Here is a 26,095-nt window from a genome sequence, read left to right on the forward strand (position 1 = left end):
CCTAGGCTGGCGGTCATGGTGAACACCGATCATCCCGCCGTGGACCGCGTTCGCACCGCCCTGGCCGCTCACGGCCTCGAGCCCGAGATCACCTGGTTCGAGGTCGCCACCCCGACCGCGCAGGCCGCGGCGGAGGCGATCGGCACCGAGGTCGGCGCCATCGCCAACTCGCTCGTGTTCACCCTCGACGGCGAACCCGTTCTCGTGCTCACCTCGGGGGAGCACCGCGTCGACACGGCCTGGCTCGGGCAGCGGCTCGAGGGCACGCTCGAGCGGGCGTCGAAAGAGGTCGTGAAGCAGGCCACCGGGCAGGTGATCGGCGGGGTTGCCCCGGTCGGGCATCCCGAGCCGGTGCGCACGTTCGTCGACGTCTCGCTCGCGAAGTACGAGACCGTGTGGGCCGCCGCGGGCCATGCGCACACCGTGTTCCCGACGACCTACCCCGAACTGCTGCGGGTCACAGCCGGAACCCCGGTTCGCGTCACGCAGGACTGAGAGCCGGCGCTACTCCTCGCGGGCGGCGCCCTGGGCCGCGCGCACGACGAACTGGTCGGGTGCGCCGAAGCCGGCCGAGGCGAACGCCTCCGCGATGGCGGACCTGACCGGGTCGACCTGCTCGAGCGGCACGAGGGCGATCGCCGCCCCGCCGAAGCCGCCGCCGGTCATGCGGGCGCCGACGGCCCCGGATGCCTGGGCCGTCGCGACGGCGAGGTCGAGTTCGGGTGCGGAGATCTCGAAGTCGTCGCGCATCGAGACATGCGACGCGTTCAGCAGGTCGCCGATGGCGCGCGGCCCGCGCTCGCGCAGGGTCCGGACGGTGTCGAGTACGCGCTGGTTCTCCGTGACGACGTGGCGCACCCGGCGGAACGTCTCGGCATCCAGGACCTCGGCCGCGTGCGGAAGGTCGGAGACGTTGACGTCGCGCAGCGAGTCGGCCCCCAGCGCCCGCGCTCCAGCTTCGCAGGAGGCTCGCCGGGCAGCGTAGCCGCCCGTGGAGTGCTCGTGGCTGACCTTCGTGTCGGTGATGAGCACCGCCAGTCCGGCAGCGTCGAAGCCGAGGGGGATGACCTCCGAAGCCAGGCTGCGGCAGTCCAGGAACACGCCGGAGTCGGCCCGGCCGAGCAGCGAGGCGGATTGGTCCATGATTCCCGTGGGCGCGCCGACGGCCCGGTTCTCGGCGAGCTGGCCGACCTTGGCGAGGGTGCGCCGGTCGAGGTCCAGGCGCCAGAGATCGTTCAGCGCGATCGCCATCGCACTCTCGATCGCGGCCGACGACGACAGGCCGGCGCCGACGGGAACGTGGGAGTCGATGACGACATCCGCGCCCTGCAGCCTGCCGAGGCTCGCTCCGAACTCGCCGAGCGCCCAGGCGACACCGAGCGGGTAGGCCGACCAGCCCGAGAGTCGCTCCGGACGCAGCTCATCGAGGGAGATCTCGACGGCCTCCGGAGCGAATGAGGAGGCGACCCGGATGACGGCATCCTCGCGCGGGGCGAGGGCGAGCTCGGTGCGTCGGTCGATCGCGAAGGGGAAGACGAACCCGAGGTTGTAGTCGGTGTGCTCCCCGATGAGGTTCACCCGGCCGGGCGCGGACCAGATGCCGGTGGGCCGGCGGCCGTAGCGCCGCTCGAAGCTCTCGCGCACGGTGGTGGAGAGGCCGCTCACGCGTGGCTCCCTTCGACGATGACGGGTGTCTGCTCGTCGGCGCGGGCGATGGCCGCGCGGATGGCGGCGGCCGCCTGCTCGGGCGGCACGTCGCCGATCCATGCTCCCATGGCGGCTTCGCTGCCGGCGAGGTACTTGAGCTTGTCGGCCGCCCGGCGCGGGCTCGTGATCTGCAGCATGAGCCGGATCTCGTCGCGCCCGACGTGCACGGGCGCCTGGTGCCAGGCGGCGATGTAGGGCGTCGGCGTCTCGTAGAGGGCGTCGACACCGCGCAGCAGCCGCAGGTAGAGCACGGCGAGTTCGTCGCGTTCTGCGAGCGTCGTCGCGGCGAAGTCGGGAACGTGACGGTGGGGCAGCATGTGCACCTCGATGGGCCAGCGAGCGGCGAAGGGCACGAAGGCGCTCCAGTGCTCCCCGCGCAGCAGGAGGCGCTCGCCCGCCTGCTCGCTCGCGAGGATGTCCGCGAAGAGCCCGGGCCCGTAGCGCTCGATCGAATCGAGCAATCGCGCGGTGCGCGGCGTGACATAGGGGTAGGCGTAGATCTGTCCGTGCGGATGGTGCAGGGTGACGCCGATGGCCTCGCCGCGGTTCTCGAACGGGAAGACCTGCTCGATGCCGGGCAGCGCCGAGAGGGCGGCGGTGCGATCGGCCCACGCCTCGATGACGGTGCGCGCCCGCGAGAGCGTCTGCGTGCCGAAGGAACCGGTGTGGGCAGGGCTGAAGCACACGACCTCGCAGCGGCCCACCGACGGCAGCGTGCGGCCGAGGCCCACGCGGGAGAGCTCGGCGAGGTCGATGGGGTGCTCGGCGAGCAGCGGCCCGAACGAGGGCGACTTGTTCTCGAACACGGCCACGTCGTACGTGCTGGGGATCTCCGAGGCGTTGCCTGAGGACTGCGGCGCGAGCGGGTCGAGGCTGGCCGGGGGCAGGAACACCCGGTTCTGGCGCGCGGCGGCGATCGAGATCCACTCACCCGTGAGCGGGTCCTGTCGCATGGTGGCCGTCTCGGGGCGCGCGTCGAGCTCGCGCAGGTCGGGTGCGCGTTCCGGATCGAGCGTCGTGTCGGCGTCGTCGAAGTAGATGAGCTCGCGGCCGTCGGCGAGGTGATGGCGACGTCGCGTGATGCGCTCGTCGACGGCGCTCGGTTGTGCTGTCGTGTGCATGGCGCTCTCACTGTACGTGTGTTGGCAAAACGAAACAAGTGCACTTGCGTATTGCATGAAAAGCAAAAGTAAAAGAAGATCGGAGTGTGAGCGCTGAAACCGTCGAGCCGCTGCCGGCCACCGTTCGGCGTGATCGCATCCTGGCGGCAATCAGCGAGCGCGGCTTCGTGCGGGTCACCGATCTCGCCGACAGCTTCGGGGTCTCGGGAGTGACGGCACGCGCCGACCTCGACGCTCTCGTGGAAGCGGGTGCCGTTCGGCGTGTGCACGGCGGCGCGGTACCGGCGACCACCGGTGCGACCAAGCCCCACCGCGAGCCGTCGTTCGAGGAGGCGCTCGCCGCATCCGTGGTTCCGAAGCAACGCATCGGCGAGCTCGCGGCCTCGTTGGTGACCAGCGGTCAGAGCGTGATCCTCGACGTGGGTACGACGACGTTGGCCGTCGCACGAGCGCTCAAGGCGCGACGGGATCTCGCCGATCTCGTCGTGGTCACGAACGGGCTCTCGATCGCGCTCGAACTCGAGAGCGCGATCCCGCGGTTCACCGTGATCGTGACCGGAGGTGCACTGCGGCCACTGCAGCACTCGCTCGTGGACCCGCTCGCCGACGCGGTTCTCGGCCGGGTGCACGCCGACATCGCCTTCATCGGGTGCAACGGGGTCGACATGGTCGGCGGCATCACGAACGTGAACCTGCCCGAGGCCGCTGTGAAGGAACGGATGCTGCACGCCGCGGAGCGCGCCGTTGTCGTCGCCGACTCCTCGAAGCTCGGCCGCATCCACCTCGGACGTGTCGCGCCCCTCGCCGATGTCGATACGCTCGTGACGGATGCCGAGGCACCGGGTGCCGTCATCGACGAGCTCCGTTCCGCCGGCATCGAGATCCTCACCACCCCCATCGAAAGCCTGGACTCATGACCGCACCCACCGGAGAGCAGTTCGAACTGCGCTCCAGCACGCCTTCCGGCGCCCTGACCGCGACGATCACCGAGGTGGGCGCGTCGTTGCGGGGCCTGCGTCTCGGCGAGATCGACCTCGTGCAGCCCTATGCGACCGACGCGCCCGCGCCGGCGTGCTCCGGGGTCGTGCTCGTGCCGTGGGCCAACCGGGTGCGCGACGGACGCTGGCAGGACGGCGACACCACGCGGCAGCTCGCCCTCACCGAGCCCGACAAGAACAACGCCATCCACGGGCTGCTGCGCTACGCGCCCTACCGGGTCGCAGAGCGGTCGGATGCCGCACTGACGCTCGCGGCCGAGGTCTTCCCGCAGCTGGGTTACCCGTACCACCTCGACACGAGTGTGCGCTACGCGCTCGTCGACGACGGCATCGAGGTGACCCACACGCTGACCAACGTCGGCACGGGAGAGGCCCCCGTGACCGTGGGCACGCATCCGTTCCTCACGATCGGCGACCTCTCCGCCGCGGAGCTGACGGTTCGGGTCGCCGCGAAGACGCACATCGACGTCGACGACCGCCTGAACCCGACGGGCCTCACGCCCGTAGACGGCACCCCGTTCGACCTGCGCAATGGTGTGCGGGTCGGCGAGATCGACCTCGACGACGCCTGGGCCGACGTGATCGTGAAGGGCGGGGAGTCGGTGCACTCGCTGACTGCCGACGACGGTCGCTCCGTCTCCATGTGGGCCGATGAAAACTTCGGCTTCGTGCAGGTCTACAACACCCACGTCTTCCCCTCGGTCGACGGGCCCGTCTGGGCGGTCGCGATCGAGCCGATGACCGGTCCCGCGGATGCGTTCAACTCGGGCGCGGGGCTGCGCCGGCTCTCGCCGGGCGAGAGCTGGAGCATCCGTTGGGGCATCCGCTTCGGAGGGTTCTGATGGGCATGCAGATCGGCATGATGCTGAACTATGCCGGCGGATTCCGGGAGACCGCCGCCGAGGTCGGCGAGCTCGAGAAGGCCGGCGTCGACATCGTCATCGTTCCCGAGGCGTACTCGTTCGATGCGGTCAGCCAGCTCGGCTACCTGGCCGCGTCGACGTCGAGCATCAAGCTCGCCAGCGGCATCCTGCAGATCTACACCCGCACGCCGTCGCTGACGGCCATGACGGCGGCCGGCCTCGACTTCGTCTCCGACGGGCGCTTCGTGCTGGGCATCGGTGCATCGGGGCCACAGGTGATCGAGGGCTTCCACGGCGTTCCCTACGACGCGCCGTTGCGCCGCACGCGCGAGATCATCGAGATCTGCCGCATGGTGTGGCGGCGCGAGAGGGTGGAGTACAACGGGCGCAGCTACCAGGTGCCGCTGCCCGCCGAGAAGGGCACGGGGCTCGGCAAGCCGCTCAAGCTCATCAACCACCCTGTGCGCGAGCGCATCCCCATCGTGGTCGCCGCCCTCGGCCCGCAGAGCGTTCGGCAGACGGCCGAGATCGCCGACGGCTGGATGCCGATGTTCTTCCACCCCGAGAAGGCCGCCGATGTCTGGGGTGACTCGCTGGCGACCGGCCGCACCAAGCGCGATGCCGCACTGGGCGACCTCGAGGTGTTCGCGAGCCCGGCCCTGTACATCGGCGAGAACGCGGATGCGGTGCTGCCTCTCGTGAAGCCGCAGATCGCGCTCTACGTGGGCGGTATGGGCGCGCGTGGCAAGAACTTCTACAACGACCTCGTCTCGCAGTACGGCTTCGAGGCCGAGGCCGCGCGCATCCAGGACCTGTACCTGGATGGGCGCAAGGACGAGGCGATCGCCGCGGTGCCCGATGAGCTGGCGCGTGCCATCAATCTCATCGGAACGCCGAGCGAGGTCGCGGAGCGCGTGGCCGCGTTCGCCGAGGCGGGTGTCACCACCCTCGCGGTCACTCCGCTCGGCCGTACTTCGCAGGAGCGCATCGCCCTCATGAGCGGCCTGCGCGCCATGACGAGCTGAAACCGGCGCAGCGACCGGCCCGCATGCCATGATCGGGGTGTGACCGCCCCACTGATGCTCCTCGACACGGCGTCGTTGTACTTCCGCGCCTTCTACGGCATTCCCGACACGATCAAGGCCCCCAACGGCATGCCTGTTAACGCCGTGCGCGGGCTGCTCGAGTTCATCGCCCGGCTCGTGACCGAGTACGAGCCGGGGCAGCTCGTGGCCTGCTGGGACGACGACTGGCGGCCGGCCTGGCGGGTCGAGCTCATTCCGAGCTACAAGGCGCACCGGGTAGAGAGGGCCATTGCGGATTCCCCCGATGTCGAGCAGACGCCCGACCTTCTCCTCGCGCAGATCCCGCTGATCCGGCAGGTGCTCGATGGGCTCGGCATTCCGGTGCTCGGCGCGGCCGAGCACGAGGCCGACGACGTCATCGGCAGCCTCGCCGCGCAGGCCTCCGAACCCGTCGACGTCGTGACGGGTGATCGCGACCTGTTCCAGCTCGTCGACGACGCATCCGGGGTGCGCGTGCTCTACACGGCGCGCGGCGTGAACAAGCTCGAGGTGCTGACCGACGAGGTCGTGCGAGCGAAGTACGGCGTGGAGCCGCGGCAGTACGCCGACTTCGCCGTCATGCGGGGGGATGCTTCCGACGGGTTGCCCGGTGTCGGCGGCATCGGCGAGAAGACCGCCGCCGCCTTGCTCGCGGAGCACGGCAGCCTCGACGCCATCATCGCCGCCTCGACGGATGCCGCGGCGGGCATGTCCGCCACGATGCGATCGAAGATCGCCGCTGCCGGGGACTACCTCAAGGTCGCGCCCCGCGTCGTCGAGGTCGTGCGCGACCTCGACCTCGGCGAGTTCGACGCTCGCATCCGTCCCCTGCCCGAGGAACGCGTTGAGGCGCTGACGGCGCTCGCCGCGGAGTGGAACCTCGGCGGAGCGATGACGCGAGCCCTCCGCGCGTTGGGCAACGAACCCGAATGAATTGCCGACGGGGGGTCCGGCGGAGCCTCGATGTCCCGGCGGGGGTTCCTGCCCCCGCCAGGGAACGTATGCTCCGCCCGATGACGAGGACGGAGAGCGGGGGTGGGCCCCGTGGGGCTCGAACCCACGACCCGCGGATTAAAAGTCCGCTGCTCTGCCAACTGAGCTAGAGGCCCGCGCGTTCCAATCTATCGCGGATCGATCGCGGGTTAATGCGCGTAGCGTTGTCGGAACGTCGGCGATCGAGAGGAGCACGATGACCGAGGAGTTCCACAAGCCCACCAAGTTCCCGTCGCGCGTCTTCGAGGCGTTCCACGGCGGCGATGATCCAGCGCAGCTGAGCCGCGTCGCGCACGAGACCGCCAACGCTCTGCTCAGCCGGGTTCGCGCCGATCCCGACCCCGAGATCGTCGATCGCCTCGTGACCTACACCGACGAGAACGGCATCGACGCCGTCGCCGAGCTGTGGTCGCGCGCATCCGCCCGCAGCCTGCCGGGGGCGCTCTGGCGCATCTACCTGCTGCGACTGCTCATCCGGCAGGATGCCGTGGGAACCAGCTTCCTGTACCAGCGCGGCACCGAGGTCTCGCGCACCATCGACGAGGTCGTTGCCGGTGCTCCGACGCCGACCGGCCCCGATGACATCGTCGTGCTGGCGGATGCGATCCTGCGGGGCCTGTTCACCGGCGACTTCGCCATCGCCCTGGATCGCGCGGCATCCTTCTGCCGGCTCATGGCGGCCGGGGCTGCGAGCCTCGCCGATGACGCCGACGCGGCCGAGCCCGAGCGCGCCACCGAGCTGACGACCCGCTCCGCCCGCTTCGCCCAGTTGGCGGAGGAGCTCGGCGCGTGCGCCCGATTGTGGCGGTCGGAGTCGCTGGACTGAGCCGCATCCGTTCCGATCTGCGAGGCTGGGAGCATGGAACGCACCGATGACGGAAGTGCAGGCGACGCGGACTACGGCCGTATCGGCGAGGGCTATGCGACGTACCGTCAGCCCGACGAGCGAATCGCGGCCGCGGTCGAGCAGGCGCTCGGCGACGCGCGCACCGTGCTGAACGTGGGAGCCGGAGCCGGCTCCTACGAGCCGCGCGGCCGGGCGGTGACCGCGGTCGAGCCCTCCGCCACGATGCGAGCCCAGCGATCGCCGGAACTGGCCCGCGCGATCGACGCCACCGCTGAGAACCTGCCCTTCGACGACGACAGCTTCGACGCGGCCCTCGCCTCGTTCACGGTGCACCAGTGGGCCGATCTCGACAAGGGCTTCGCCGAGCTGCGCAGGGTGACCCGAGGCCCGGTCGTCGTGCTGACGTGCGACCCCGCAGCGCTCGACCGGTTCTGGCTCAACGACTACGCGCCCGAGGTGATCGCCACGGAGGCGGCGCGCTATCCCGCCATCGACCACATCACCGAGGCGCTCGGAGCGCACAGCCGTGTGGACGTCGTCCCCATTCCCTTGGACTGTACCGACGGGTTCGGCGAGGCGTACTACGGCAGGCCGGAGGCACTGCTCGATCCCGGAGCCCGCCGTGCCAACTCCGCGTGGAGTTTCGTAGGCCCGAAGGTGGCGGACCGCTTCGTCCGCGACCTCTCCGACGATCTGGCCACCGGCAAATGGGATGCGGCGCACGGCGTCCTGCGCGCTCAACCCGAGTTCGAAGGATCGTTGAGACTCGTCATCGGCCTCGAATAGCCGACAGAGGAACACTCTTGCCGGAGCATCGCTTACACTTGATCGTGGTCGGGCCGCAGTAACCCCGGGCTCCAATATTCGCCGCTCCGAGCGGCCTTGCGCCGAGAGGCGTTCTGCGGTCCGGCCATACTTCTGCCCAGTGCGCCTCAGCGCAGCTGCGGCACGACCTCCGCTGCGATGAGCTCGAGTGCATCGAGGTCGTGGATGTCGAGCAGCTGCAGGTAGATCGTCTCGGCGCCCATGTCACGGTACTTTCCGATGCGGTCGACGACCTGCGCGGCAGTGCCGCCGAGCGCATCACGACGAGCCGCATCCGCGGTGCGTCCAACCGCCTCCGCACGGCGGGCAACTTCGGCGTCGTCGCGTCCGATGATGGTGGTCTGCGCCACCGAGAACCGGACGTCTCCGGGCGGCCTGCCCGCAGCGGCGGATGCCTCTCGAACGCGATCGAACGCCGCCGCGGTCTCATCGTCGTTGCCGAACGGCAGGTTGAACTCGCTCGCGTACCGCGCCGCCAGAGCGGGAGTGCGCTTCGCGCCACCACCGCCGATGATGAGGGGCACGGATGCCTGCGCGGGCTTGGGAAGGGCGGGCGCATCGACGAGGGTGTAGTGCTCGCCGTTGAAGCTGTAGGACTCTCCGACCGGAGTGGCCCACAGTCCGGTGATGATCTCGAGCTGCTCTTCGAAGCGGTCGAAGCGCTTGCCCGGGAAGGGTATCCCCAGGGCGCGGTGTTCGGCTTCGAACCAGCCCGTGCCGAGCCCGAGTTCCACCCGCCCGTTCGACATCGCATCCACCTGGGCCACCTGGATGGCCAGCAGCGACGGCAGCCGGAACGTGGCCGACGACACGAGCGTTCCGAGTCGGATGCTCGTCGTTTCCCGTGCGAGCGCCCCGAGGGTGACCCACGAGTCCGTCGGACCGGGCAGGCCGTCGCCGGCCATCGTGAGGAAGTGGTCGCTGCGGAAGAAGGCGTCGAAGCCCAGCCGCTCGGCCGCCTGGGCCATGCGCAACTGGTCCTCGTAGGTCGCGCCCAGCTGCGGTTCGGTGAAGATGCGGAATCTCATGTCATCAGCCTCGCACGCGCCCACGACTAGGGTGATTTTCATGACCTTGCCGCTCACGCTCATCCTCGATCCGCTGCCCGCCGATGCGACGGATGTCGCGGGCAGCTTCCGCGAGGTCGACGCCTCGGCGCCGGCACTGCGGGTGGGGGAGCTGAGCACGCAGCGCGGCGATGGGATCTTCGAGACGATCGCCATCGTCGACGGGCATGCGCAGGAGCGCGAGCCGCACCTGGCCCGGCTGGCCCGCTCCGCCGAGATCTGCGACCTCCCCGCCCCGAACCCGGTGCAGTGGCGCGCCGCGATCGACTACGCCACCGCCAACGTGCCGCAGGAGGGCGAGCTCGCGATGAAGATCGTGCTCAGCCGCGGCGTCGAGCACGGACCGGCGCCGACGGCCTGGCTGACCGTGACGGCGGCCGCCGACTTCACCGTCGTGCGCGGCAACGGCATCCGGGTCATCACCCTCGACCGCGGCTATGACAGCGGAGCGGCCGAACGGGCGCCGTGGCTGCTGCTCGGCGCGAAGACCCTGAGCTATGCGGTCAACATGGCGGCGCTGCGCGAGGCGAAGCGTCGGGGCGCCGACGACACCATCTTTCTCACGAGTGACGGCTACGTGATGGAGGGTCCGACCTCGAGCGTCATCGCCCGCATCGACGGCGTGTTCACCACCCCGCGGCCGTCAGGGTCGATCCTGGCGGGAACGACGCAGGCGAGCCTGTTCGAGTACATCCGCACGCACGAGTACCCCGTGGCCGAACGCGACGTCACTGGTGAGGAACTGCGCACGGCAGACGCGATCTGGCTGGTGTCGAGCGTTCGGCTGGCCGCGCCCGTCATCGAGCTCGACGGCATGCCGCTCGCGATCGATCGTGAGCCGACGGATGCCTTCACGCGCTACCTGCTGAGCCCGCGCGACTGATCGGGCCTGGGTCAGCCGAAAAGCGAGGCGATTCTCGCAGGCACGCCGTGCGCATCCGTCGGAAGGCGGCGTGGCGCACGAATCGCCTCGCTTTTCGGAATCTCCTCGCTTTTCGGAAGGTGGGGGGCGACCCGAAGACGGCGAGGCGCCGGCCGGATCAACCGAAGCGGCCCGAGACGTAGTCCTCGGTGGCCTGCACGGTGGGGTTCGAGAAGAGCGTCGTCGTGTCGCTGTACTCGATGAGGTTGCCGGGCTTGCCGGTTCCGGCGATGTTGAAGAACGCCGTCTTGTCGGAGACGCGCGATGCCTGCTGCATGTTGTGGGTCACGATCACGATCGTGTACTCCTGCTTCAGCTCCTCCATCAGGTCTTCGATGGCGAGCGTCGAGATGGGGTCGAGTGCAGAGCAGGGCTCGTCCATGAGCAGCACGTCGGGGGAGACCGCGATGGCGCGGGCGATGCAGAGACGCTGCTGCTGTCCGCCCGAGAGGCTCGAACCGGGCTGGCCGAGGCGGTCCTTGACCTCGTTCCAGAGGTTCGCCCCCCGCAGCGACTGCTCGATGAGGCCGTCGGACTCGCTCTTCGACATGCGTCGGTTGTTGAGCTTGACGCCGGCGAGCACATTGTCGCCGATCGACATCGTGGGGAACGGGTTCGGGCGCTGGAAGACCATGCCGACCTGCCGGCGCACGAGCACCGGGTCCACGCCGGGGCCGTAGAGGTTGTTCCCGTCGATGAGCACCTCGCCCTCGACGCGGGCTCCGGGGATGACCTCGTGCATGCGGTTGAGCGTGCGCAGGAAGGTGGACTTTCCGCATCCCGACGGGCCGATGAAGGCCGTCACGGTGCGGGGCTCGATGGTCAGCGACACACCCTCGACGGCGAGGAAGCTGGAGTAGTAGACGTTGAGGTCGTTGACCTCGATGCGCTTGGACACTGTGGGGATTCCTTGCTTCTTAGCGGCCGTACTTGGGGGCGAAGACCTTGGCGATGATGCGGCCGACGAGGTTCAGCAGCATCACGATCAGGATGAGGGCGAGGGCGGCCGTCCAGGCGCGATCGATCGAGTCCTGGGCGTGCAGGCCCGCGGCCTGCGTGTACTGGGTGTAGACGAACACCGGCAGGGTCATCATGCGCTCGTTGAACAGGTCGTAGTTCATGCTCGTCGTGAACCCGCAGACGATCAGCAGCGGAGCCGTCTCGCCGATGACGCGGGCGATCGAGAGCATGATGCCCGTCGTGAGGCCCGCGAGCGATGTCGGCAGCACGATGCGCAGCACGGTGAGCCACTTCGGCACGCCGAGGGCGTAGGACGCCTCGCGCAACTCGTTCGGCACGAGACGCAGGATCTCCTCGCTCGAGCGCACGACCACCGGGATCATGAGCACCGAGAGGGCGATCGCGCCCATGAACCCGTTGCGGATGCCGGGGCCGAAGAAGAGCGCGAACAGCGCGTAGGCGAACAGGCCGGCGACGATCGAGGGGATGCCGGTCATCACGTCGACGAAGAACGTGATGCCGCGGGCCAGTGCGCCTCGCCCGTATTCGACGAGGTAGATCGAGGTGAGCAGGCCGATGGGCACCGAGATGAGTGCCGCCATCAGGGTGATGAGCAGCGTGCCGGTGATGGCGTGCAGCGCGCCGCCCCCGGGGCCGATCACGTTGCGCATCGACTGGGTGAAGAAGGCGATGTCGAAGCGCGCGAGGCCGTTGGTGATGACCGTCCAGGCGAGCGAGATCAGCGGAAGGAGGGCGATCACGAAGGCCGTGGCGACCAGCGAGGTGACGAGCCTGTCCATCGCTCGACGGCTGCCCTCCACGAGCAGCGAGATGAGGTAGAGCGCGAGATCGAAAAGCAGGGTGCCGAAGAACACCGCACCCACGATGTTGAAGTCCTTCGTAGCTCCCGACGCGGCGAGCACGGCGAAGACGGCGCCGAAGATGGCCCAGCTGGCCACGAGCACCATCCAGGTGGTGCCGCGCGGGAGCTTACCGGCGGTGAAGGCGTTCGACAGGGGCCGGGCCAGGGTCGCGGTGGTCATCAGTTGGCTCCCGAGAAGGCCTTGCGGCGGTTGACGATGTAGCGGGCCAGCACGTTGATGAGCAGCGTCACCACGAACAGCACGAGGCCGGATGCGATGAGCGCGTTCACCGAGACGCCGGTGGCCTCGGGGAACTGCAGGGCGATGTTCGCGGCGATCGTGTTGGGGCTCTGCGCTTGCAGCACCGCGAACTTCACGACGATCGCGGGAGAGAGCACCATCGCGATGGCGAGTGTCTCGCCGAGCGCGCGGCCGAGGCCGAGCATGATGGCCGAGACGATGCCCGAGCGGGCGAAGGGCAGGACGGCGATGCGCACCATCTCCCACCGGGTGGCGCCGAGGGCGAGGGCCGCCTCCTCATGAAGTCGGGGAGTCTGCAGGAAGACCTCGCGGCAGATCGCGGTCATGATCGGGATGACCATGACGGCCAGCACGACTCCGGCGGTGAGGATGGTGCGCCCCGTTCCCGAGATCGGCGGGGCGAACAGGGGGAACCAGCCCAGATGCTGGCCGAGCCACGCGTAGAAGGGCTGAACGAAGGTGGAGAGCGTCGCGATGCCCCACAGGCCGAAGACGACCGACGGAACCGCGGCGAGCAGGTCGATGATGTAGCCGAGCGTCTGCGCGACCCTGCGCGGCGCGTAGTGCGAGATGAAGAGTGCGATGCCGAGCGAGAGCGGCGTCGCGATGAGCAGCGCCAGGAACGCGGCCCAGATGGTTCCGAAGACGAGCGGCCAGACGTACTCCCAGAAGTTGGAGGCGTCGTTCGGCAGCTCGCCCGGGGCGGCGAAGATGGCCGGCAGACTCTGCACGACGAGGAAGATGGCGACCGCTGCGAGGGTCGCGAGGATCAGCGCACCGGCGACGACCGTGCTCGTTGAGAAGATGCGGTCGCCAAGACGGATCTTGGCCTTGGGAGCACTCGCGGTTGCGACGGACATGCGGTGGCTTTCTGTCGTTCGGTTCGGGTGCGGCGGTGCCGAACACCCAAGACTCGGCCTGGGTCGAGGCGACCCAGGCCGAGTGAGGTGTGGAGTTACTTGATGGTAGCGACCGCGGTCTTGACCTTCTTGGCGAGGTCGGCCGAGAGCGGGGCCGAGCCGGCCTGCTCCGCTGCGGCCTGCTGGGCGGCGTCGCTGACGATGTAGTCGACGTAGCCCTTCACCAGGTCGGCCTTGGCCGAGTCGGCGTACTGCTGGCAGGCGATCACGTAGCTGACGAGCACGAGCGGCCAGGCGTTCTTGTCGGTGTTGGTGCGGTCGATCGCGATCGCGAGGTCGTTGTCCTCACGGCCGTCGGCGATGGGAGAGGCGGCCACGACGTCAGCGGCACCGTCAGCGGAGAGCTTGACGAACGAGTCGCCCACCTTCAGCTGCGCGATCGAGAGGCCGGCGGAACCGGACTCGTCGATGTAGGTGATCGAGTTGGCGGCGTTCTTGGTCGCGTCTGCGACACCCGAGGTGCCCTTGGCGGCGTCGCCGACCTGGAAGGGGAAGGTCTGCGAGGCCGGAGCGGTCCAGACGTCCTTCGCGTTCGCGGCGAGGTACTCGGTGAAGTTCTGCGTGGTGCCCGAGTCATCGGAACGGTGAACGACCGTGATGGGGGCGGAGGGCAGCGAGGCACCGGAGTTCAGGGCCTTGATCTTCGCGTCGTCCCACGTCGTGATCGCGCCGCTGAAGATGCCGGCGATGGTGGCCGCATCCAGCTTCAGGTCCTTCAGGCCCTCGACGTTGTACGCGATGGCGATGGGGGAGATGTAGACGGGAAGGTCGATGCCCTTGGTGTCGGGAGCGCAGGCGGCGAAGGCGCCGGCGAGCTCCGTGTCCTTCAGGGCGGCGTCCGAGCCGGCGAAGTCGGCTGCGCCCGAGATGAAGCTCGTGCGACCGGCGCCGGAGCCCTGCGGGTCGTAGTTGATGGTCACGTCCGGGTTGTCGGTCTGGAAGCCGGCGATCCAGGTGGTCTGTGCGGTGCCCTGGGCCGAGGAGCCGATTCCGTTCAGCGTTCCGGAGAGCGCAGGTGCGTCAGACGTGGGTGCAGCGGACTCGGCCGGTGCCTCATTGGCCGCACACGAGGAGAGTGCGATGGTGGCTGCGATGGCGACCGCGGCCGGCGCGTAGAAACGCTTCAGGTTCACAGGGGGTCCCTTTCAGGGTGTGAGTGCAAGAGTCGGGCCGGTACTCGGCCCGGTCATGACCGTAGGTGCGACGCATGAAGCACCGGCTCACGGGTGGTAAACGGAACCTTAACGAATGGCCACGATCCGCTCAGCGACAGCCCGCCCAGGCACCGCGCGATCAGACCCGCGGCGAGTGCGTCTCGATCGCGATGATGCCCGAGCTCGGGTTCGTGCGCGAGAGGTGCACGACCGAGAACGCCCCGGTGTCGAGGTCCGCTGCGTCGTTCACGTACGAGCCCGTCACGGTTCCGGTCGCGAGCGCGATCTCCCGCAGGATCTCGCCGAGCAGCGGCCCGTGACTGCAGATCACGGCCGTCTTGCGCGCACGCACGCGTTTGCCGACGATCGCACGGATGTCGGCCGTGCCCTCCTCGAAGGCGTCCTGGCTGATGGCGTCCGTGCGTCGCACCTCGATGCCGGTCGCCACGGCGAGCGGTGTCACCGTGGTGACGCAGCGGGTCGCCGAGCTCGTGATGATGCGCCGCGGCCTCCAGGCCAGCAGGGTCGGCACCATCGCCGCGGCCTGCTTCACACCCCGGTCGGCAAGCGGGCGGGTGGCATCCGACTTCTTCCACTCACCCCGTGCCATCGCCTTGGCATGGCGCAGCACGACGAGGGCGAAGGTCTGCGTGACTCCCGCCTCGACGAGCTTCGCGAAGGCCTCGAGAATCTCGACGTCGGTGGAGTAGCTGAGATAGGTGCGCGCCTTCTTCACGCTCACCCACTCCAGCGCGGCGATCTCGCCGTTCGGGATGAATGTCGATCGCGTGATCGCATCGTCCGTCACCTCGGCGGCCCAGTAATGCACGATCTTGTTACGGCCGCTGCCGATCGTGTAGTGCGAGACGCCGACGGGCACGCCGAGGGCGACCGTGAGCCCGGTCTCCTCCTTGATCTCGCGCACCGCGGTCTGCGGAAGGGTCTCGCCGGGGTCGACCTTGCCCTTGGGGATGGTGACGTCGCCGTGCACCGTGCGATGCACCACGAGGATCATGATCTTGCCGTCGACCTCGCGCCAGCAGACTGCGCCGGCGGCGAAGACGGCCGTCGTCACCGACCCCTCCCCGCGCGCGGACGCTGTCCGATGCGCTGCATGAGCGAGTTCTGCATGTCTTCCAGCAGTTCGCCGTTCTTGTCGCGGTGATGACGCACCCACACGCCGTCGCTGCCGAGCCACCACGACGAGGTCGCATCCGACATCGCCTGGTCGAAGAGCGCCCCGAGCTCGGCGATGTGCCCGGGATCGTCCAGGCGCACGAGCGCCTCCACGCGCCGGTCGAGGTTGCGGTGCATCATGTCGGCGCTGCCGATGAAGACGTGCGGGTCGCCGTCGTTCAGGAACGAGAAGATGCGGGAGTGCTCGAGGTAGCGCCCGAGGATGGAGCGCACCCGGATGTTCTCGCTCATTCCCTCCACGCCCGGCATGAGGCTGCAGATGCCGCGGACCCAGATGTCGATCGGCACGCCGACGTTCGACGCCCGGTAGAGGGCGTCGATGATGGCCTCGTCGACCATCGAATTGACCTTGATGCGGATGCCGGATGGGCGGCCGTCGAGGGCGTTCTTCGTCTCCTCGGCGATGTGGCGCAGCAGGCCCTTGCGCAGGTGCAGCGGAGCAACGAGCAGCCGCTTGAACTTCTTCTCGATGGCGTAGCCCGAGAGCTCGTTGAAGAGCCGGGTGAGGTCCTTGCCGACCTGGTCGTCATCGGTCAGCAGGCCGAGGTCTTCGTAGATGCGACTCGTCTTGGGGTTGTAGTTGCCGGTGCCGATGTGGCTGTAGTGGCGCAGCTGCCCCTTCTCCTGCCGGATGACGAGGGCGAGCTTGCAGTGCGTCTTCAACCCGACGAGGCCGTACACGACGTGCACGCCTGCCTTCTCGAGCTTGCGGGCCCAGCTGATGTTGGCCTGCTCGTCGAAGCGCGCCTTGATCTCCACGAGCGCGAGCACCTGCTTGCCCGACTCCGCGGCGTCGATCAGCGCCTCGACGATGGGCGAGTCGCCCGACGTGCGGTAGAGCGTCTGCTTGATCGCGAGCACGTGCGGGTCGGCCGCCGCCTGCTCGATGAACGCCTGCACGCTCGTCGCGAAGCTCTCGTACGGGTGGTGCAGCAGCACGTCGCCGCGGCGGATGGCGGCGAAGATGTCGGCGGGCCGGTTCGGCTCGCTCGGCGCCAGGCGCGCGCTCGTCGTCGGAACGTGCGTCGGATAGTGCAGGTCGGGCCGGTCGATGCGCGCGATGTCGAACAGGCCGGAGAGGTCGAGCGGAGCGGGGAGCCGGAAGACCTCCTGCTCCGTCACATCCAGTTCGCGAACGAGCAGTCCGAGTGTGAGGTCATCCATGTCCTCGGTGACCTCGAGCCGGATGGGCGGACCGAACCGGCGCCGCAGCAGCTCCTTCTCGAGGGCCTTGATGAGGTTCTCGGTCTCGTCCTCGTCGATCTCGACGTCTTCGTTGCGGGTCACCCGGAAGACGTGGTGATCCATGATCTCCATGCCCGGGAAGAGGTCGCCGAGGTGGTTCGCGATCAGGTCTTCCAGGGCGATGTAGCGCTGGGTGCCGGCGGAACTGTCGATCTCGAGGAACCGCGGCAGCATCTGCGGAACCTTCAGGCGAGCGAACTCCTGCTTTCCCGTGCGCGAGTTGCGCACCCGCACGGCGAGGTTGAGCGAGAGCCCCGAGATATAGGGGAACGGATGCGCGGGGTCGACCGCGAGCGGCATCAGCACCGGGAAGATCTGGCGTGAGAAGTAGTCGCGCAGCTTCTCGTGCTCGCCCGGCTGCAGCTCGTTCCAGCGGGTGATGACGATGCCGTTCTCCGCCAGGGCGGGCCGCACCAGCTCCTGGTAGGCGGCGGCGTGCCGCTCCTGCAGGGTGTGCGCCTTCGCGGAGATGTCGTTGAGCACGTCGACCGGTGCGCGGCCGACGTTCGTGGGCACGGCCAGCCCGGTGAGGATGCGGCGCTTGAGCCCGGCGACACGCACCATGAAGAACTCGTCGAGGTTCGAGGCGAAGATGGCGAGGAAGTTGGCCCGCTCCAGAGGGGGGAGGTCGGGGTCCTCCGCGAGTTCGAGCACCCGCTGGTTGAAGGCGAGCCAGCTCAGCTCGCGGTCGAGGTAGCGCTCCTCGGGCAGGGTCGTGTCTCCGGCCGTGTCGAAGGGCTCGAAATCATCGTCCAGGTCGCGCGCGATCCCTGGGTCAATGGCGTTCTCGACATCCATTCGTCCATCATGGCATTCACCGCGTGAACACCGTGTGACGCCTTGGCACCGGATCTCAGCGCGCACCCCACGCCCTTGCGGCACGCCGTTGAACCATTTCGGGCCCGTTGATCCGCCAGGAACGGATCAGCGGCGACCAAATGGTTCAGCCGCGGAGGAGGGGGCGTGTCAGCGGGCGGCCCCCGCCGGCTCCTCGTCTTCCTCGTGCACGTTGAAGCGGTAGCCCACGTTCCGCACCGTTCCGATGAGTGACTCGAGGTCGCCGAGCTTGGCGCGCAGGCGCCGCACGTGCACGTCGACAGTACGCGTGCCGCCGAAGTAGTCGTACCCCCACACCTCGCTGAGCAACTGCTCCCGCGTGAAGACGCGGGAGGGATGCGTTGCCAGGAAGCGCAGCAGCTCGAACTCCTTGAACGTGAGGTCCAGTGGCTTGCCCCGCACCTTGGCCGAGTAACTGGCCTCGTCGATGATGACGCCGGAGGTCTGGATGCGGCTGGAGGCTTCGGGCGTCGCGCGGCCGATGGCCAGGCGCAGTCGTGCCTCCACCTCGGCCGGCCCGGCCGTCTCGAGCAGGATGTCGTCGACGCCCCACTCGGGGCTGACGCCGCTCATGCCGCCCTCGGTGAGCACGAGCAGGAGCGGCACCGAGATGCCGGTCGTGCGCAGGATCTGGCAGAGGGCCTTCGCCGAGGCGAGGTTGGTGCGTGCATCCACGATGACCGCATCCGAGTCGGGAGCGGTGATCAGCTGCTGGGGGTCCGCCGGAATTTGGCGCACGCGGTGGCTGAGCAGGGCCAGAGCGGGGAGAACGTCATTGCCACCTGCCGCCGTCAGGATCAACAATTGCGCCACGCGCGTCCTCCAGGCTGGATTCGTGCAGCCATATTACCGTGCTCGCGCTCAACCACATCGCCCGCCCGGTTTCGGCGCACGTCACAATAGGTACATGACCGACTTGGAAGTCCCGCTCAGCACGGGCAAGACCTACGCCAGCGTCACGCCGATCTGGCTCCTGGCCCTCGTCGGTTCCGTGCTGGCCGGAACCCTCGCCGCCCCCGATGCGGTCTACGGCTGGCTGTGCCTCTCGCTGGCCGCATGCACCATCGTCGCCTTCTGCGTGCAGCTCGCCGTTCGCCGGCGGGAGGGGTTCGTACGCCGCGTCACACTCAGCATCGTGGGCGCGGTGATCGCCACGGCGCTCGTCAGCATCGTCATCGCGCTGCTCAACACGTTCTAGACTCGACACATGGCCGCTCTCGAACTCTTCTATCTCGGTCTCCTCGGCCTCGCGAGCCTCGCGATCGCCTGGACCTCGGGTGTCGTCGTCTACAAGCTCTTCCGGGGGCAGCGGTAACCCGTCATGATCGAGCTGCCCCTCGACCTGCCCGCTGAGCTCGTTCCCCTCTCGTGGCTCATCGGCGTCTGGGAGGGGTCAGGCGTCATCGACTACACCATCGGCGAAGAGCGCGTCTCGCACGAGTTCGGACAGCGCATCAGCTTCAGCCACGATGGGTTGCCGCACCTGAACTACAACTCCTACACCTGGCTGTTCCCGACAGAGGACGGCGGTGAGCCGCGGCCCCTCGTCACCGAGATGGGCTACTGGCGCCTCAGCCGTGCCCTCGGCGACGCCGATCCCGGCCCGGGCATGCTGCCCGGCATCGGTGCCCGGGCGTTCACGAACCCCCAGGCCGTGGAGACCTTGCGCAACAGCGACGGCGGCTTCGACATCGAGGTCAACCTCGTGCACCCCGGCGGCGTGACCGAGCTCTACCTCGGCCAGGTCAAGGGCCCGCGCATCGACATGGCCACGGATGCGGTGATGCGCACGCAGGGCGCCAAGGCCTATTCGGCCGCCACGCGTCTCTACGGTCTCGTCGAGAACCACTTGCTGTGGGCCTGGGACATCGCCGCCCTCGGCCAGGATCTGCGCACCCACGCCTCCGCCCGACTCGCGAAGGCGGAGTGATGAGCGCCTCACCGCTGCTCGGCGTTCCCGGTGCCGTCGCCGCAGAGGGCATCGACGCCGGGCTCGCCGCCCACTACGGCAATCCTCTGATCGAGCAGCGCCACCTCGAGGCGGGAACGGCTCTCGTCGACCTCTCGACCCAGGGCGTGCTCACCGTCACAGGGCCCGACCGGCTGAGCTGGCTGAACTCGCTCGCGAGCCAGAAGCTCGATCGACTCGACGCGGGAGGCAGCGCCGAGACGCTCTTCCTCGACCCGCAGGGCCGCATCGAGCACGACGTGCGCCTGCTCGATGACGGCGTGAGCACGTGGATGCTCGTGGAGGCGGCCGAGCTCGCGCCCCTGCAGGCCTGGCTGGACCGCATGCGGTTCATGCTGCGGGTCGAGCTGGCGGATCGCACGCAGGACTACGCGACCCTCGGCATCCTGAACACGGATGCCGCGGCGCTCGGCATCACTCCTGCGGCGCCGAACGGTGTCGAACTGGTGTGGCGCGACCCCTGGGCCGCGGGCGCCGTCGGCGGCTGGCAGTACGCCGAGCCGGTCGATCACCCCTCCGCCGAGTGGAACTGGAGCCTCGTGCTCGTCGACCGCGCGGAGCTTCCCGCGCTCGCCGACCGGGTGGGTTCCGGTTCACTGCAGGCCGCGGGCACGCTCGCGCTCGAGGCCCTGCGCATCGCGGCCTGGCGGCCGCGCCGAGCCGCCGAGGTCGATGAGAAGAGCATCCCGCACGAACTCGACTGGCTGCGCACGGCCGTGCACCTCGACAAGGGGTGTTACCGCGGGCAGGAGACCGTCGCCAAGGTGCACAACCTCGGCCACCCGCCACGTCGCCTCGTCATGCTGCACCTCGACGGCAGCGACACGGTGCTCCCGGCGCGCGGTGACGAGGTGCTCGCCGAGCGCACGCGCCCCGAGAGCGAGGCCGGCTGGCAGGCGTGCGGCGAGATCACCTCGAGCGCCATCCATCATGAACTCGGCCCCATCGCCCTCGCGGTCATCCGTCGGGGTGTACCTGTGCAGGCTCCGCTGCGCGTGCGCACCGCCGAGACCGGCGAGGTGATCGCCGCCGCCCAGCAGGTGATCGTTCCGCCCAAAGCCGGTGCGGCAGCCGGCATCCCGCGGATGCCGCGGCTCGGCATCCGCCGCTGATGTCGGCGTCGGGCGCCCCCGCCCGCTTCGACGTCCGCACGTCGTGGAACCGGGTGCGCGACTCGTGGCCGGCCATCCTGCAGATCACGATCACGGCACTGGCGAGCTGGGCCTTCGCGCACTACGTGCTCGGGCATCCCTCGCCGCTCATCGCGGCGATCATGGTGATCTCGGCGCTCGGGTTCGTGCGGGATGCGCGACCGGTGCGCGTGCTCGAGACCGTTCTCGGCATGACGCTCGGGATCGCGCTCGCCGAGGCACTGCTGCTCGCGTTCGGCGGCGGCCTGCTGCAGTACGGCATCGCACTCGCGCTCACCCTGCTCGTGGCCCGGTTCCTCTCGGAGACCGGCGCGTTCGCGGTCGCCGCGGCCGTGCAGTGCTCGCTCGTGATGCTCACCCCGCCCCCGCTCGGCGGCCCCTTCACGCGCACGATAGACGCGGTGGTCGGCGGCGTGTTCGCGCTGCTGGCCACGGCGCTGATCCCGCGTGATCCCCGCCGCGCTGCCACCCGGGCAGGGCGCAGGCTGCTCGCGGAGCACGAGGCCGTCTTCGGCGACCTCGCCACGGCACTGCGCTCCGGATCGGCCGACGACGCGGCCGAAGCGCTCACCCGGGCCCGGTCGCTGGATGCGCTCGCCGCCGAATGGTCGAGCGCGGTCGAGTCGGGGCGTGCGATCGCACGCATCTCGCCCTTCCTGCGCCGCAGCCGGTTCGACCTGGAACGCCAGGCCGGCATGCTCGCGGCCATCGACCTGTGCACCCGCAGCCTTCGAGTGCTCGCACGCCGGACGGTCTACGTCGCCCGCGACGGCGCGCCCCGGCCGGCCATCGCCGACCTGTTCGAACGGGTGGGAACGACGATGGGGCTCGTGCAGGCCTCACTCGCCGACGTGGCACAGCAGCCGGTGGCCCGGGCATCCCTCTCGGCCATCGCGGTGCACCTCGACCCCGTGGCCATGCTGCCGAGCGGTGCCTTCGCCGACCGCAACCTCGTTCAGGCCGTGCGCCCGTACATCGTCGACGCCCTGAGTGCCACAGGGCTCGACGCCGACGACGCCAGGGCCATGCTCCCGTCGGGATGAGCGGGGCCGCCGCCGACGGTAAGTTGGAGGCATGACTTCGCCCTATACGCTCATCCTGCTGCGCCACGGCAACAGCGACTGGAACCAGAAGAACCTGTTCACCGGCTGGGTCGACGTGCGGCTCTCCGAGCAGGGCGAACGCGAGGCCGCTCGCGCCGGCGAGCTGCTCGCCGATGGGGGCCTGCTGCCCGACGTGCTGCACACCTCGGTGCTCAGCCGCGCCATCCAGACCGCAGACATCGCCCTCGACGTGGCCGATCGCCTGTGGATCGACGTGCGTCGCTCCTGGCGGCTCAACGAGCGCCACTACGGTGCACTACAGGGCCTGGACAAGGCCGATACCCTCGCCAAGTACGGCCAGGAGCAGTTCATGCTCTGGCGCCGCTCCTTCGACGTTCCGCCGCCCGCCCTGGCCGATGACGCCGAGTACTCCCAGGTCGGGGATCCCCGCTACGCGAACCTCAGCGATTCCGAGCTGCCCCGCACCGAGTGCCTCAAAGACGTGATCGAGCGGATGCTGCCCTACTGGCAGAGTGACATCATCCCCGACCTGGCGGAGGGCCGCACGGTGCTCGTCACGGCGCACGGCAACTCGCTGCGGGCGCTCGTGAAGCACCTCGACGGCATCAGCGACGCCGACATCGCGGAGCTCAACATCCCCACGGGAATCCCGCTCGTCTACACCCTCGGCGAGGACTTCATGCCCATCGAACCAGCCCGCTACCTCGACCCGGAGGCGGCGGCGGCCGGTGCGGCCGCCGTGGCGGCGCAGGGCAAGAAGTAGTCCCACTACGCGAGAAAGCCGGCCCCGTGGGGCCGGCTTTCGTCGTGAAGCGCTAGATCTTGCTCTCGGGCACCCAGTCGCCGGTCGCGAGGTAGAGCACCTTCTTGGCGATTGAGACGGCGTGGTCGGCGAAGCGCTCGTGGTATCGGCTGGCGAGGGTCGCATCGACGGTGTCGACCGCCTGGCCTTTCCAGGTCTCGCCGAGCACCTTGTCGAACACGCTGAGGTGCAGGGCGTCGATCTTGTCGTCCTCGTTGCGGATGTCCTCCGCGGATTGCACCTCCTGCGTGCGCAGCAGTTCGACCAGCTTGTGGGCGATCTGCACGTCGAGGCGGCCCATCTCGGCGAAGGTCGGACGCAGCGACTTGGGCACGACCTTGTCGGGGAACCGGTAACGGGCGAGCTGGGCGATGTGCGTGGCCATGTCGCCCATCCGCTCGAGCGACGCGCTGATGCGCAGGGCGCTCACGACGATGCGCAGGTCGCGTGCCACAGGGTTCTGCCGGGCGAGGATGGTGATGGCGAGCTCGTCCAGGGCGACGGCGCGCTCGTCGATGCGGCTGTCCTCGCCGATGCACTCCTCGGCCAGCGCGACATCGGATTCGTTGAAGGCGCGAGTGGCCTTCTCGATCGAGATGGCAACGAGTTCGGCGATCTCGACGAGTCCGTCCTGGACCTCGCGCATCTCGAGCTGGAAAACTTCGCGCACTGGGGGATTCCGATCTTCTCTGGGTCGCTCCGGCGGGCACGCGCGCGCGTGCTCCACGGTGTCCGTAGCCCCGGCAATGGTGCCTACGGAAGGTTAACGACCGGTGCCGCTGTCCTGAACATTGGCTGAAGTGGCCCGCGGGCGGGGCCCTGTGTCCGGTCGGCTCTTGAGCAGACATTACTCTGATGCCATGGATTCCACCGGTTTGGTGCTGATCTGCCTGGCGCTGGGCCTCGTGGTCGGAGCGGGTTTCGTCGCCCTGCTGCAGCTCGCAGCGCGCCGCGGCCGGCACGCCGCCGAGGTCAGCGATCCGAAGGTTCCCGACGGCATCGACCAGGTGCTCGAGGCGCTGCAATCCGCCGCGGTGGTCATGGATGCCTCGAACAATGTGCTCAAGGCCTCACCCGGAGCGCAGTCCCTCGGCCTCGTGCGTAACGGCATGCTCGTGCACGAGGAACTCGTCGCCATCGTCGACCGGGTGCGCCGAACGGGAGAGCCCGTCAACCAGGAACTGGCGCTGAGCCGCGGCCGCTTCGGCGACGCCAGCATCCTGCTCGATGTGAGCACGAGCCGCCTCGGCAGCCGGTACGTACTCGTGCTGGGCGATGACCGCACCGACGAGCGACGACTCGAGGAGGTGCGGCGTGACTTCATCGCGAACATCTCCCACGAGCTGAAGACGCCCATCGCCTCGGTGGGGCTGCTCGCCGAGGCCATCGACATGGCCGCCGATGAACCCGAGCAGGTACGGCGCTTCTCCCACCGCCTCGCGGAGGAGTCGGAGCGGCTGGCCCGCATCACCCAGGACGTGATCGAGCTTTCGCGCCTGCAGGCGAAGGACGCCCTCGCCGACGCCCACGCCGTGTCGATCGACGACGTCGTCGCGGCCGCCATCGACCAGAACCGCATCGTGGCGGAGGCCCGCGACATCAGCCTGGCCGTGCGCAACAAGAGCCACGCCGTGGTGTGGGGCGACGAGGCGCTGCTCGTCATGGCCGTGCACAACCTCATCTCGAACGCGATCAACTACTCCCTTCCCGGCACGCGCGTGGGCGTCGGCGTGAAGGTCGACGACGGAGCCGTCGAGATCGCCGTGACCGATCAGGGCGTCGGCATCCCCGAGGAGGACCTCGACCGCGTGTTCGAGCGCTTCTTCCGGGTGGATGACGCCCGGGCACGCAACACCGGCGGCACGGGGCTCGGCCTCGCCATCGTCAAGCACGCCGTGGCGAACCACGGCGGCGACGTGCGGGTGTGGTCGCAGGCCGGCCGAGGATCCACGTTCACCATCCGACTGCCCGAGGCGCCCCAGAGCGCCCTCGTTCTCGACAAGGAGACCCGTTGACCCACATCCTGCTCGTGGAAGACGAGACCGCCATCAGCGAGCCGCTCGCCTTCCTGCTCGAGCGCGAGGGCTACCAGATCACGGTGGTCGGCGACGGTCCCTCGGCGATCTCGACCTTCGATCGTGACGGCGCCGACCTCATCCTGCTCGACCTCATGCTTCCCGGGCTGTCGGGCACCGAGGTCTGCCGTGAGATCCGGTCGCGTTCGAGTGTTCCCATCATCATGCTGACGGCCAAGGACTCCGAGGTCGACATCGTCGTGGGGCTCGAGCTCGGCGCCGACGACTACGTCACGAAGCCGTACTCCACGCGGGAATTGCTTGCGCGCATCCGTGCGGTGATGCGACGCCAACAGGAGTTCGACAAGGACGATGAGAACCTGCTCGAGGCGGGAACCGTGCGCATGGACATCGAACGGCACACGGTGTCGGTCGAAGGAGTGGAGACGCCCATGCCGCTGAAGGAATTCGAGCTGCTCGAGTTCCTGCTGCGGAATGCAGGGCGGGTGCTCACGCGCGGCCAACTCATCGACCGGGTGTGGGGGAGCGACTACTTCGGCGACACGAAGACCCTCGACGTGCACATCAAGCGCATCCGCTCGCGCATCGAGAAGACGCCGTCGGAACCGCGCATGCTCGTGACGGTGCGCGGACTCGGGTATCGCTTCGAGGAGTGAGAGCGGCCCCGCCGCGCCCGCGCTCCGGCTAGTTCGCCGAAGAGCTCGAAGGGGCCAGTGTGGAGTACTCCGGCAGGCCGGCGTTCAGAACGGGAACGAGCACCTGCTTGCCCTCGCTGTCGCCAGCGGTGAAGAAGACCGGGAACAGCGAGCCTGGCTTGGCGTCGATGTCGGTGAGCGTGACCGTCTGGTCGCCCTCGCCGCCGATGGAGGTCGTCGAACTGGCCGGTGCGAGCACCGCGTCGTCGGTCTTCGTGCCGTCGGAGGCCTCGTACTGGATGCGCAGTACGGACTGCTTCTCCGTCGGGTTCACCACGGTCATCACGAGGTTTCCCTCGGTGCCGTCGGGGGCGATGATCACGGCGTTGCGCACGTCGAGTGCGCCTGCACTCGTGCTCACGCCGTCGCTCGCGAAGTAGTGCTCCGTCGTGGTCTGCGGGGCAACCAGGTTGCAGCCGGCCGTACCGACGAGAATTGCTGCCGCCACGACGACGGATGACGCGATACGCCCTCTCACAGTGCCCTCCAGAGCTCACATGGAATCCTGTCCGAGCCTACTGCATCCCCTCAGGG

27 protein-coding genes and 1 tRNA gene are annotated in these 26,095 nt (G+C 68.8%); 15 read left to right on the plus strand and 13 right to left on the minus strand.

The annotated features are described in order from the left end of the window. Positions 1–15: 15 nt before the first annotated feature. Positions 16–495, plus strand: a complete 480-nt coding sequence (locus WDJ51_RS03410; RefSeq protein ID WP_337851029.1) for a YbaK/EbsC family protein — start codon at positions 16–18, stop codon at positions 493–495. Positions 496–504: 9 nt separating this feature from the next. Here WDJ51_RS03410 and galK read toward each other — a convergent pair whose 3' ends face one another. Both galK and galT read right to left on the minus strand, forming a co-directional pair. Then, entirely contained in the window at positions 505–1,665 is a 1,161-nt protein-coding gene (gene galK / locus WDJ51_RS03415) for a galactokinase (protein WP_337851030.1), read from the minus strand. Then, on the minus strand, positions 1,662–2,828 hold the full coding sequence (gene galT / locus WDJ51_RS03420; RefSeq protein WP_337851031.1) for a galactose-1-phosphate uridylyltransferase: 1,167 nt from the start codon (positions 2,826–2,828) through the stop codon (positions 1,662–1,664). The genes galK and galT overlap by 4 nt, the downstream gene beginning before the upstream one ends. Positions 2,829–2,914: 86 nt before the next feature. Here galT and WDJ51_RS03425 point away from each other — a divergent pair, with 86 nt between their 5' ends. The 4 genes from WDJ51_RS03425 to WDJ51_RS03440 are packed head-to-tail and all read left to right on the plus strand — an operon-like array spanning position 2,915 to position 6,686. After that, the gene (locus WDJ51_RS03425) at positions 2,915–3,745 is read left to right on the plus strand and encodes a DeoR/GlpR family DNA-binding transcription regulator (protein ID WP_337851032.1); all 831 of its coding nucleotides are present in this window, start codon (positions 2,915–2,917) and stop codon (positions 3,743–3,745) included. Further along, the gene (locus WDJ51_RS03430; protein ID WP_337851033.1) at positions 3,742–4,668 is read left to right on the plus strand and encodes an aldose 1-epimerase family protein; all 927 of its coding nucleotides are present in this window, start codon (positions 3,742–3,744) and stop codon (positions 4,666–4,668) included. The genes WDJ51_RS03425 and WDJ51_RS03430 overlap by 4 nt, the downstream gene beginning before the upstream one ends. Continuing rightward, positions 4,668–5,714, plus strand: coding sequence for an LLM class F420-dependent oxidoreductase (locus WDJ51_RS03435; protein WP_337851034.1), 1,047 nt, complete (start codon positions 4,668–4,670; stop codon positions 5,712–5,714). The genes WDJ51_RS03430 and WDJ51_RS03435 overlap by 1 nt, the downstream gene beginning before the upstream one ends. A gap of 39 nt (positions 5,715–5,753) precedes the next feature. Continuing rightward, positions 5,754–6,686, plus strand: a complete 933-nt coding sequence (locus WDJ51_RS03440) for a 5'-3' exonuclease (RefSeq protein WP_337851035.1) — start codon at positions 5,754–5,756, stop codon at positions 6,684–6,686. Positions 6,687–6,789: 103 nt separating this feature from the next. Here WDJ51_RS03440 and WDJ51_RS03445 read toward each other — a convergent pair. Then, a tRNA-Lys gene (locus WDJ51_RS03445) sits at positions 6,790–6,862 on the minus strand. An 80-nt stretch (positions 6,863–6,942) separates the two neighbouring features. On the opposite strand from WDJ51_RS03445, the gene WDJ51_RS03450 reads away from it, so the two are divergent. Together WDJ51_RS03450 and WDJ51_RS03455 are read left to right on the plus strand one after the other, a co-directional pair. Next, positions 6,943–7,572, plus strand: a complete 630-nt coding sequence (locus WDJ51_RS03450; protein ID WP_337851036.1) for a DNA-directed RNA polymerase subunit beta — start codon at positions 6,943–6,945, stop codon at positions 7,570–7,572. Positions 7,573–7,605: 33 nt separating this feature from the next. Continuing rightward, positions 7,606–8,379, plus strand: a complete 774-nt coding sequence (locus WDJ51_RS03455; RefSeq protein WP_337851037.1) for a class I SAM-dependent methyltransferase — start codon at positions 7,606–7,608, stop codon at positions 8,377–8,379. Between the two features lie 146 nt (positions 8,380–8,525). Here WDJ51_RS03455 and WDJ51_RS03460 read toward each other — a convergent pair whose 3' ends face one another. Next, complete coding sequence (locus WDJ51_RS03460; protein ID WP_337851038.1) at positions 8,526–9,446, minus strand: LLM class F420-dependent oxidoreductase; 921 nt, start codon at positions 9,444–9,446, stop codon at positions 8,526–8,528. A 40-nt stretch (positions 9,447–9,486) separates the two neighbouring features. Between WDJ51_RS03460 and WDJ51_RS03465 the strand changes: the two genes are divergently transcribed. Then, positions 9,487–10,368, plus strand: coding sequence for an aminodeoxychorismate lyase (locus tag WDJ51_RS03465; RefSeq protein WP_337851039.1), 882 nt, complete (start codon positions 9,487–9,489; stop codon positions 10,366–10,368). Between the two features lie 157 nt (positions 10,369–10,525). On the opposite strand, the gene pstB is transcribed toward WDJ51_RS03465, so the two are convergent. The 7 genes from pstB to WDJ51_RS03500 all read right to left on the minus strand — a co-directional run bounded on the left by pstB (position 10,526) and on the right by WDJ51_RS03500 (position 18,657). Further along, a complete protein-coding gene (pstB, locus tag WDJ51_RS03470) occupies positions 10,526–11,305 on the minus strand; it encodes a phosphate ABC transporter ATP-binding protein PstB (protein ID WP_337851040.1) in 780 nt (259 codons plus the stop codon). A gap of 19 nt (positions 11,306–11,324) precedes the next feature. Next, positions 11,325–12,410, minus strand: a complete 1,086-nt coding sequence (pstA, locus tag WDJ51_RS03475) for a phosphate ABC transporter permease PstA (protein WP_337851041.1) — start codon at positions 12,408–12,410, stop codon at positions 11,325–11,327. Further along, a complete protein-coding gene (gene pstC, locus WDJ51_RS03480) occupies positions 12,410–13,351 on the minus strand; it encodes a phosphate ABC transporter permease subunit PstC (protein WP_337851042.1) in 942 nt (313 codons plus the stop codon). Before pstC ends, pstA begins: the two co-directional genes overlap by 1 nt. A gap of 95 nt (positions 13,352–13,446) precedes the next feature. Continuing rightward, positions 13,447–14,544, minus strand: coding sequence for a phosphate ABC transporter substrate-binding protein PstS (gene pstS / locus WDJ51_RS03485; protein WP_337851043.1), 1,098 nt, complete (start codon positions 14,542–14,544; stop codon positions 13,447–13,449). Between the two features lie 160 nt (positions 14,545–14,704). Next, a complete protein-coding gene (locus WDJ51_RS03490) occupies positions 14,705–15,640 on the minus strand; it encodes an NUDIX hydrolase (RefSeq protein WP_337851044.1) in 936 nt (311 codons plus the stop codon). Continuing rightward, positions 15,637–17,805, minus strand: a complete 2,169-nt coding sequence (locus WDJ51_RS03495; protein ID WP_337851045.1) for an RNA degradosome polyphosphate kinase — start codon at positions 17,803–17,805, stop codon at positions 15,637–15,639. Before WDJ51_RS03495 ends, WDJ51_RS03490 begins: the two co-directional genes overlap by 4 nt. Before the next feature lie 168 nt (positions 17,806–17,973). Next, on the minus strand, positions 17,974–18,657 hold the full coding sequence (locus WDJ51_RS03500; protein WP_337851046.1) for a winged helix-turn-helix transcriptional regulator: 684 nt from the start codon (positions 18,655–18,657) through the stop codon (positions 17,974–17,976). A gap of 94 nt (positions 18,658–18,751) precedes the next feature. On the opposite strand from WDJ51_RS03500, the gene WDJ51_RS03505 reads away from it, so the two are divergent. The 5 genes from WDJ51_RS03505 to WDJ51_RS03525 all read left to right on the plus strand — a co-directional run bounded on the left by WDJ51_RS03505 (position 18,752) and on the right by WDJ51_RS03525 (position 22,791). After that, positions 18,752–19,042: a hypothetical protein gene (locus WDJ51_RS03505; protein WP_337851047.1), complete on the plus strand. Its 291-nt coding sequence runs from the start codon at positions 18,752–18,754 to the stop codon at positions 19,040–19,042. Positions 19,043–19,165: 123 nt separating this feature from the next. After that, complete coding sequence (locus WDJ51_RS03510; protein WP_337851048.1) at positions 19,166–19,774, plus strand: FABP family protein; 609 nt, start codon at positions 19,166–19,168, stop codon at positions 19,772–19,774. After that, positions 19,774–20,925 (plus strand): CAF17-like 4Fe-4S cluster assembly/insertion protein YgfZ, encoded by a 1,152-nt coding sequence (gene ygfZ, locus WDJ51_RS03515; RefSeq protein ID WP_337851049.1) that lies wholly within the window; start codon positions 19,774–19,776, stop codon positions 20,923–20,925. Before WDJ51_RS03510 ends, ygfZ begins: the two co-directional genes overlap by 1 nt. Beyond that, a complete protein-coding gene (locus tag WDJ51_RS03520; protein ID WP_337851050.1) occupies positions 20,925–22,007 on the plus strand; it encodes an FUSC family protein in 1,083 nt (360 codons plus the stop codon). Before ygfZ ends, WDJ51_RS03520 begins: the two co-directional genes overlap by 1 nt. 31 nt (positions 22,008–22,038) lie before the next feature. Beyond that, entirely contained in the window at positions 22,039–22,791 is a 753-nt protein-coding gene (locus WDJ51_RS03525) for a phosphoglyceromutase (protein WP_337851051.1), read from the plus strand. 52 nt (positions 22,792–22,843) lie between these two features. Here the strand turns inward: WDJ51_RS03525 and phoU are convergent, their stop codons facing one another. Next, positions 22,844–23,500: a phosphate signaling complex protein PhoU gene (phoU, locus tag WDJ51_RS03530; protein ID WP_337851052.1), complete on the minus strand. Its 657-nt coding sequence runs from the start codon at positions 23,498–23,500 to the stop codon at positions 22,844–22,846. Positions 23,501–23,690: 190 nt separating this feature from the next. On the opposite strand from phoU, the gene WDJ51_RS03535 reads away from it, so the two are divergent. Next, positions 23,691–24,845 (plus strand): sensor histidine kinase, encoded by a 1,155-nt coding sequence (locus tag WDJ51_RS03535; protein ID WP_337851053.1) that lies wholly within the window; start codon positions 23,691–23,693, stop codon positions 24,843–24,845. Beyond that, entirely contained in the window at positions 24,842–25,522 is a 681-nt protein-coding gene (locus tag WDJ51_RS03540; RefSeq protein WP_337851054.1) for a response regulator transcription factor, read from the plus strand. Before WDJ51_RS03535 ends, WDJ51_RS03540 begins: the two co-directional genes overlap by 4 nt. A gap of 28 nt (positions 25,523–25,550) precedes the next feature. On the opposite strand, the gene WDJ51_RS03545 is transcribed toward WDJ51_RS03540, so the two are convergent. Further along, positions 25,551–26,039, minus strand: a complete 489-nt coding sequence (locus WDJ51_RS03545; RefSeq protein ID WP_337851055.1) for a hypothetical protein — start codon at positions 26,037–26,039, stop codon at positions 25,551–25,553. Positions 26,040–26,095 lie beyond the last annotated feature (56 nt).

Origin of the sequence: Rathayibacter sp. YIM 133350, assembly GCF_037404875.1 — a bacterium.
Classification (GTDB): domain Bacteria; phylum Actinomycetota; class Actinomycetes; order Actinomycetales; family Microbacteriaceae; genus Orlajensenia.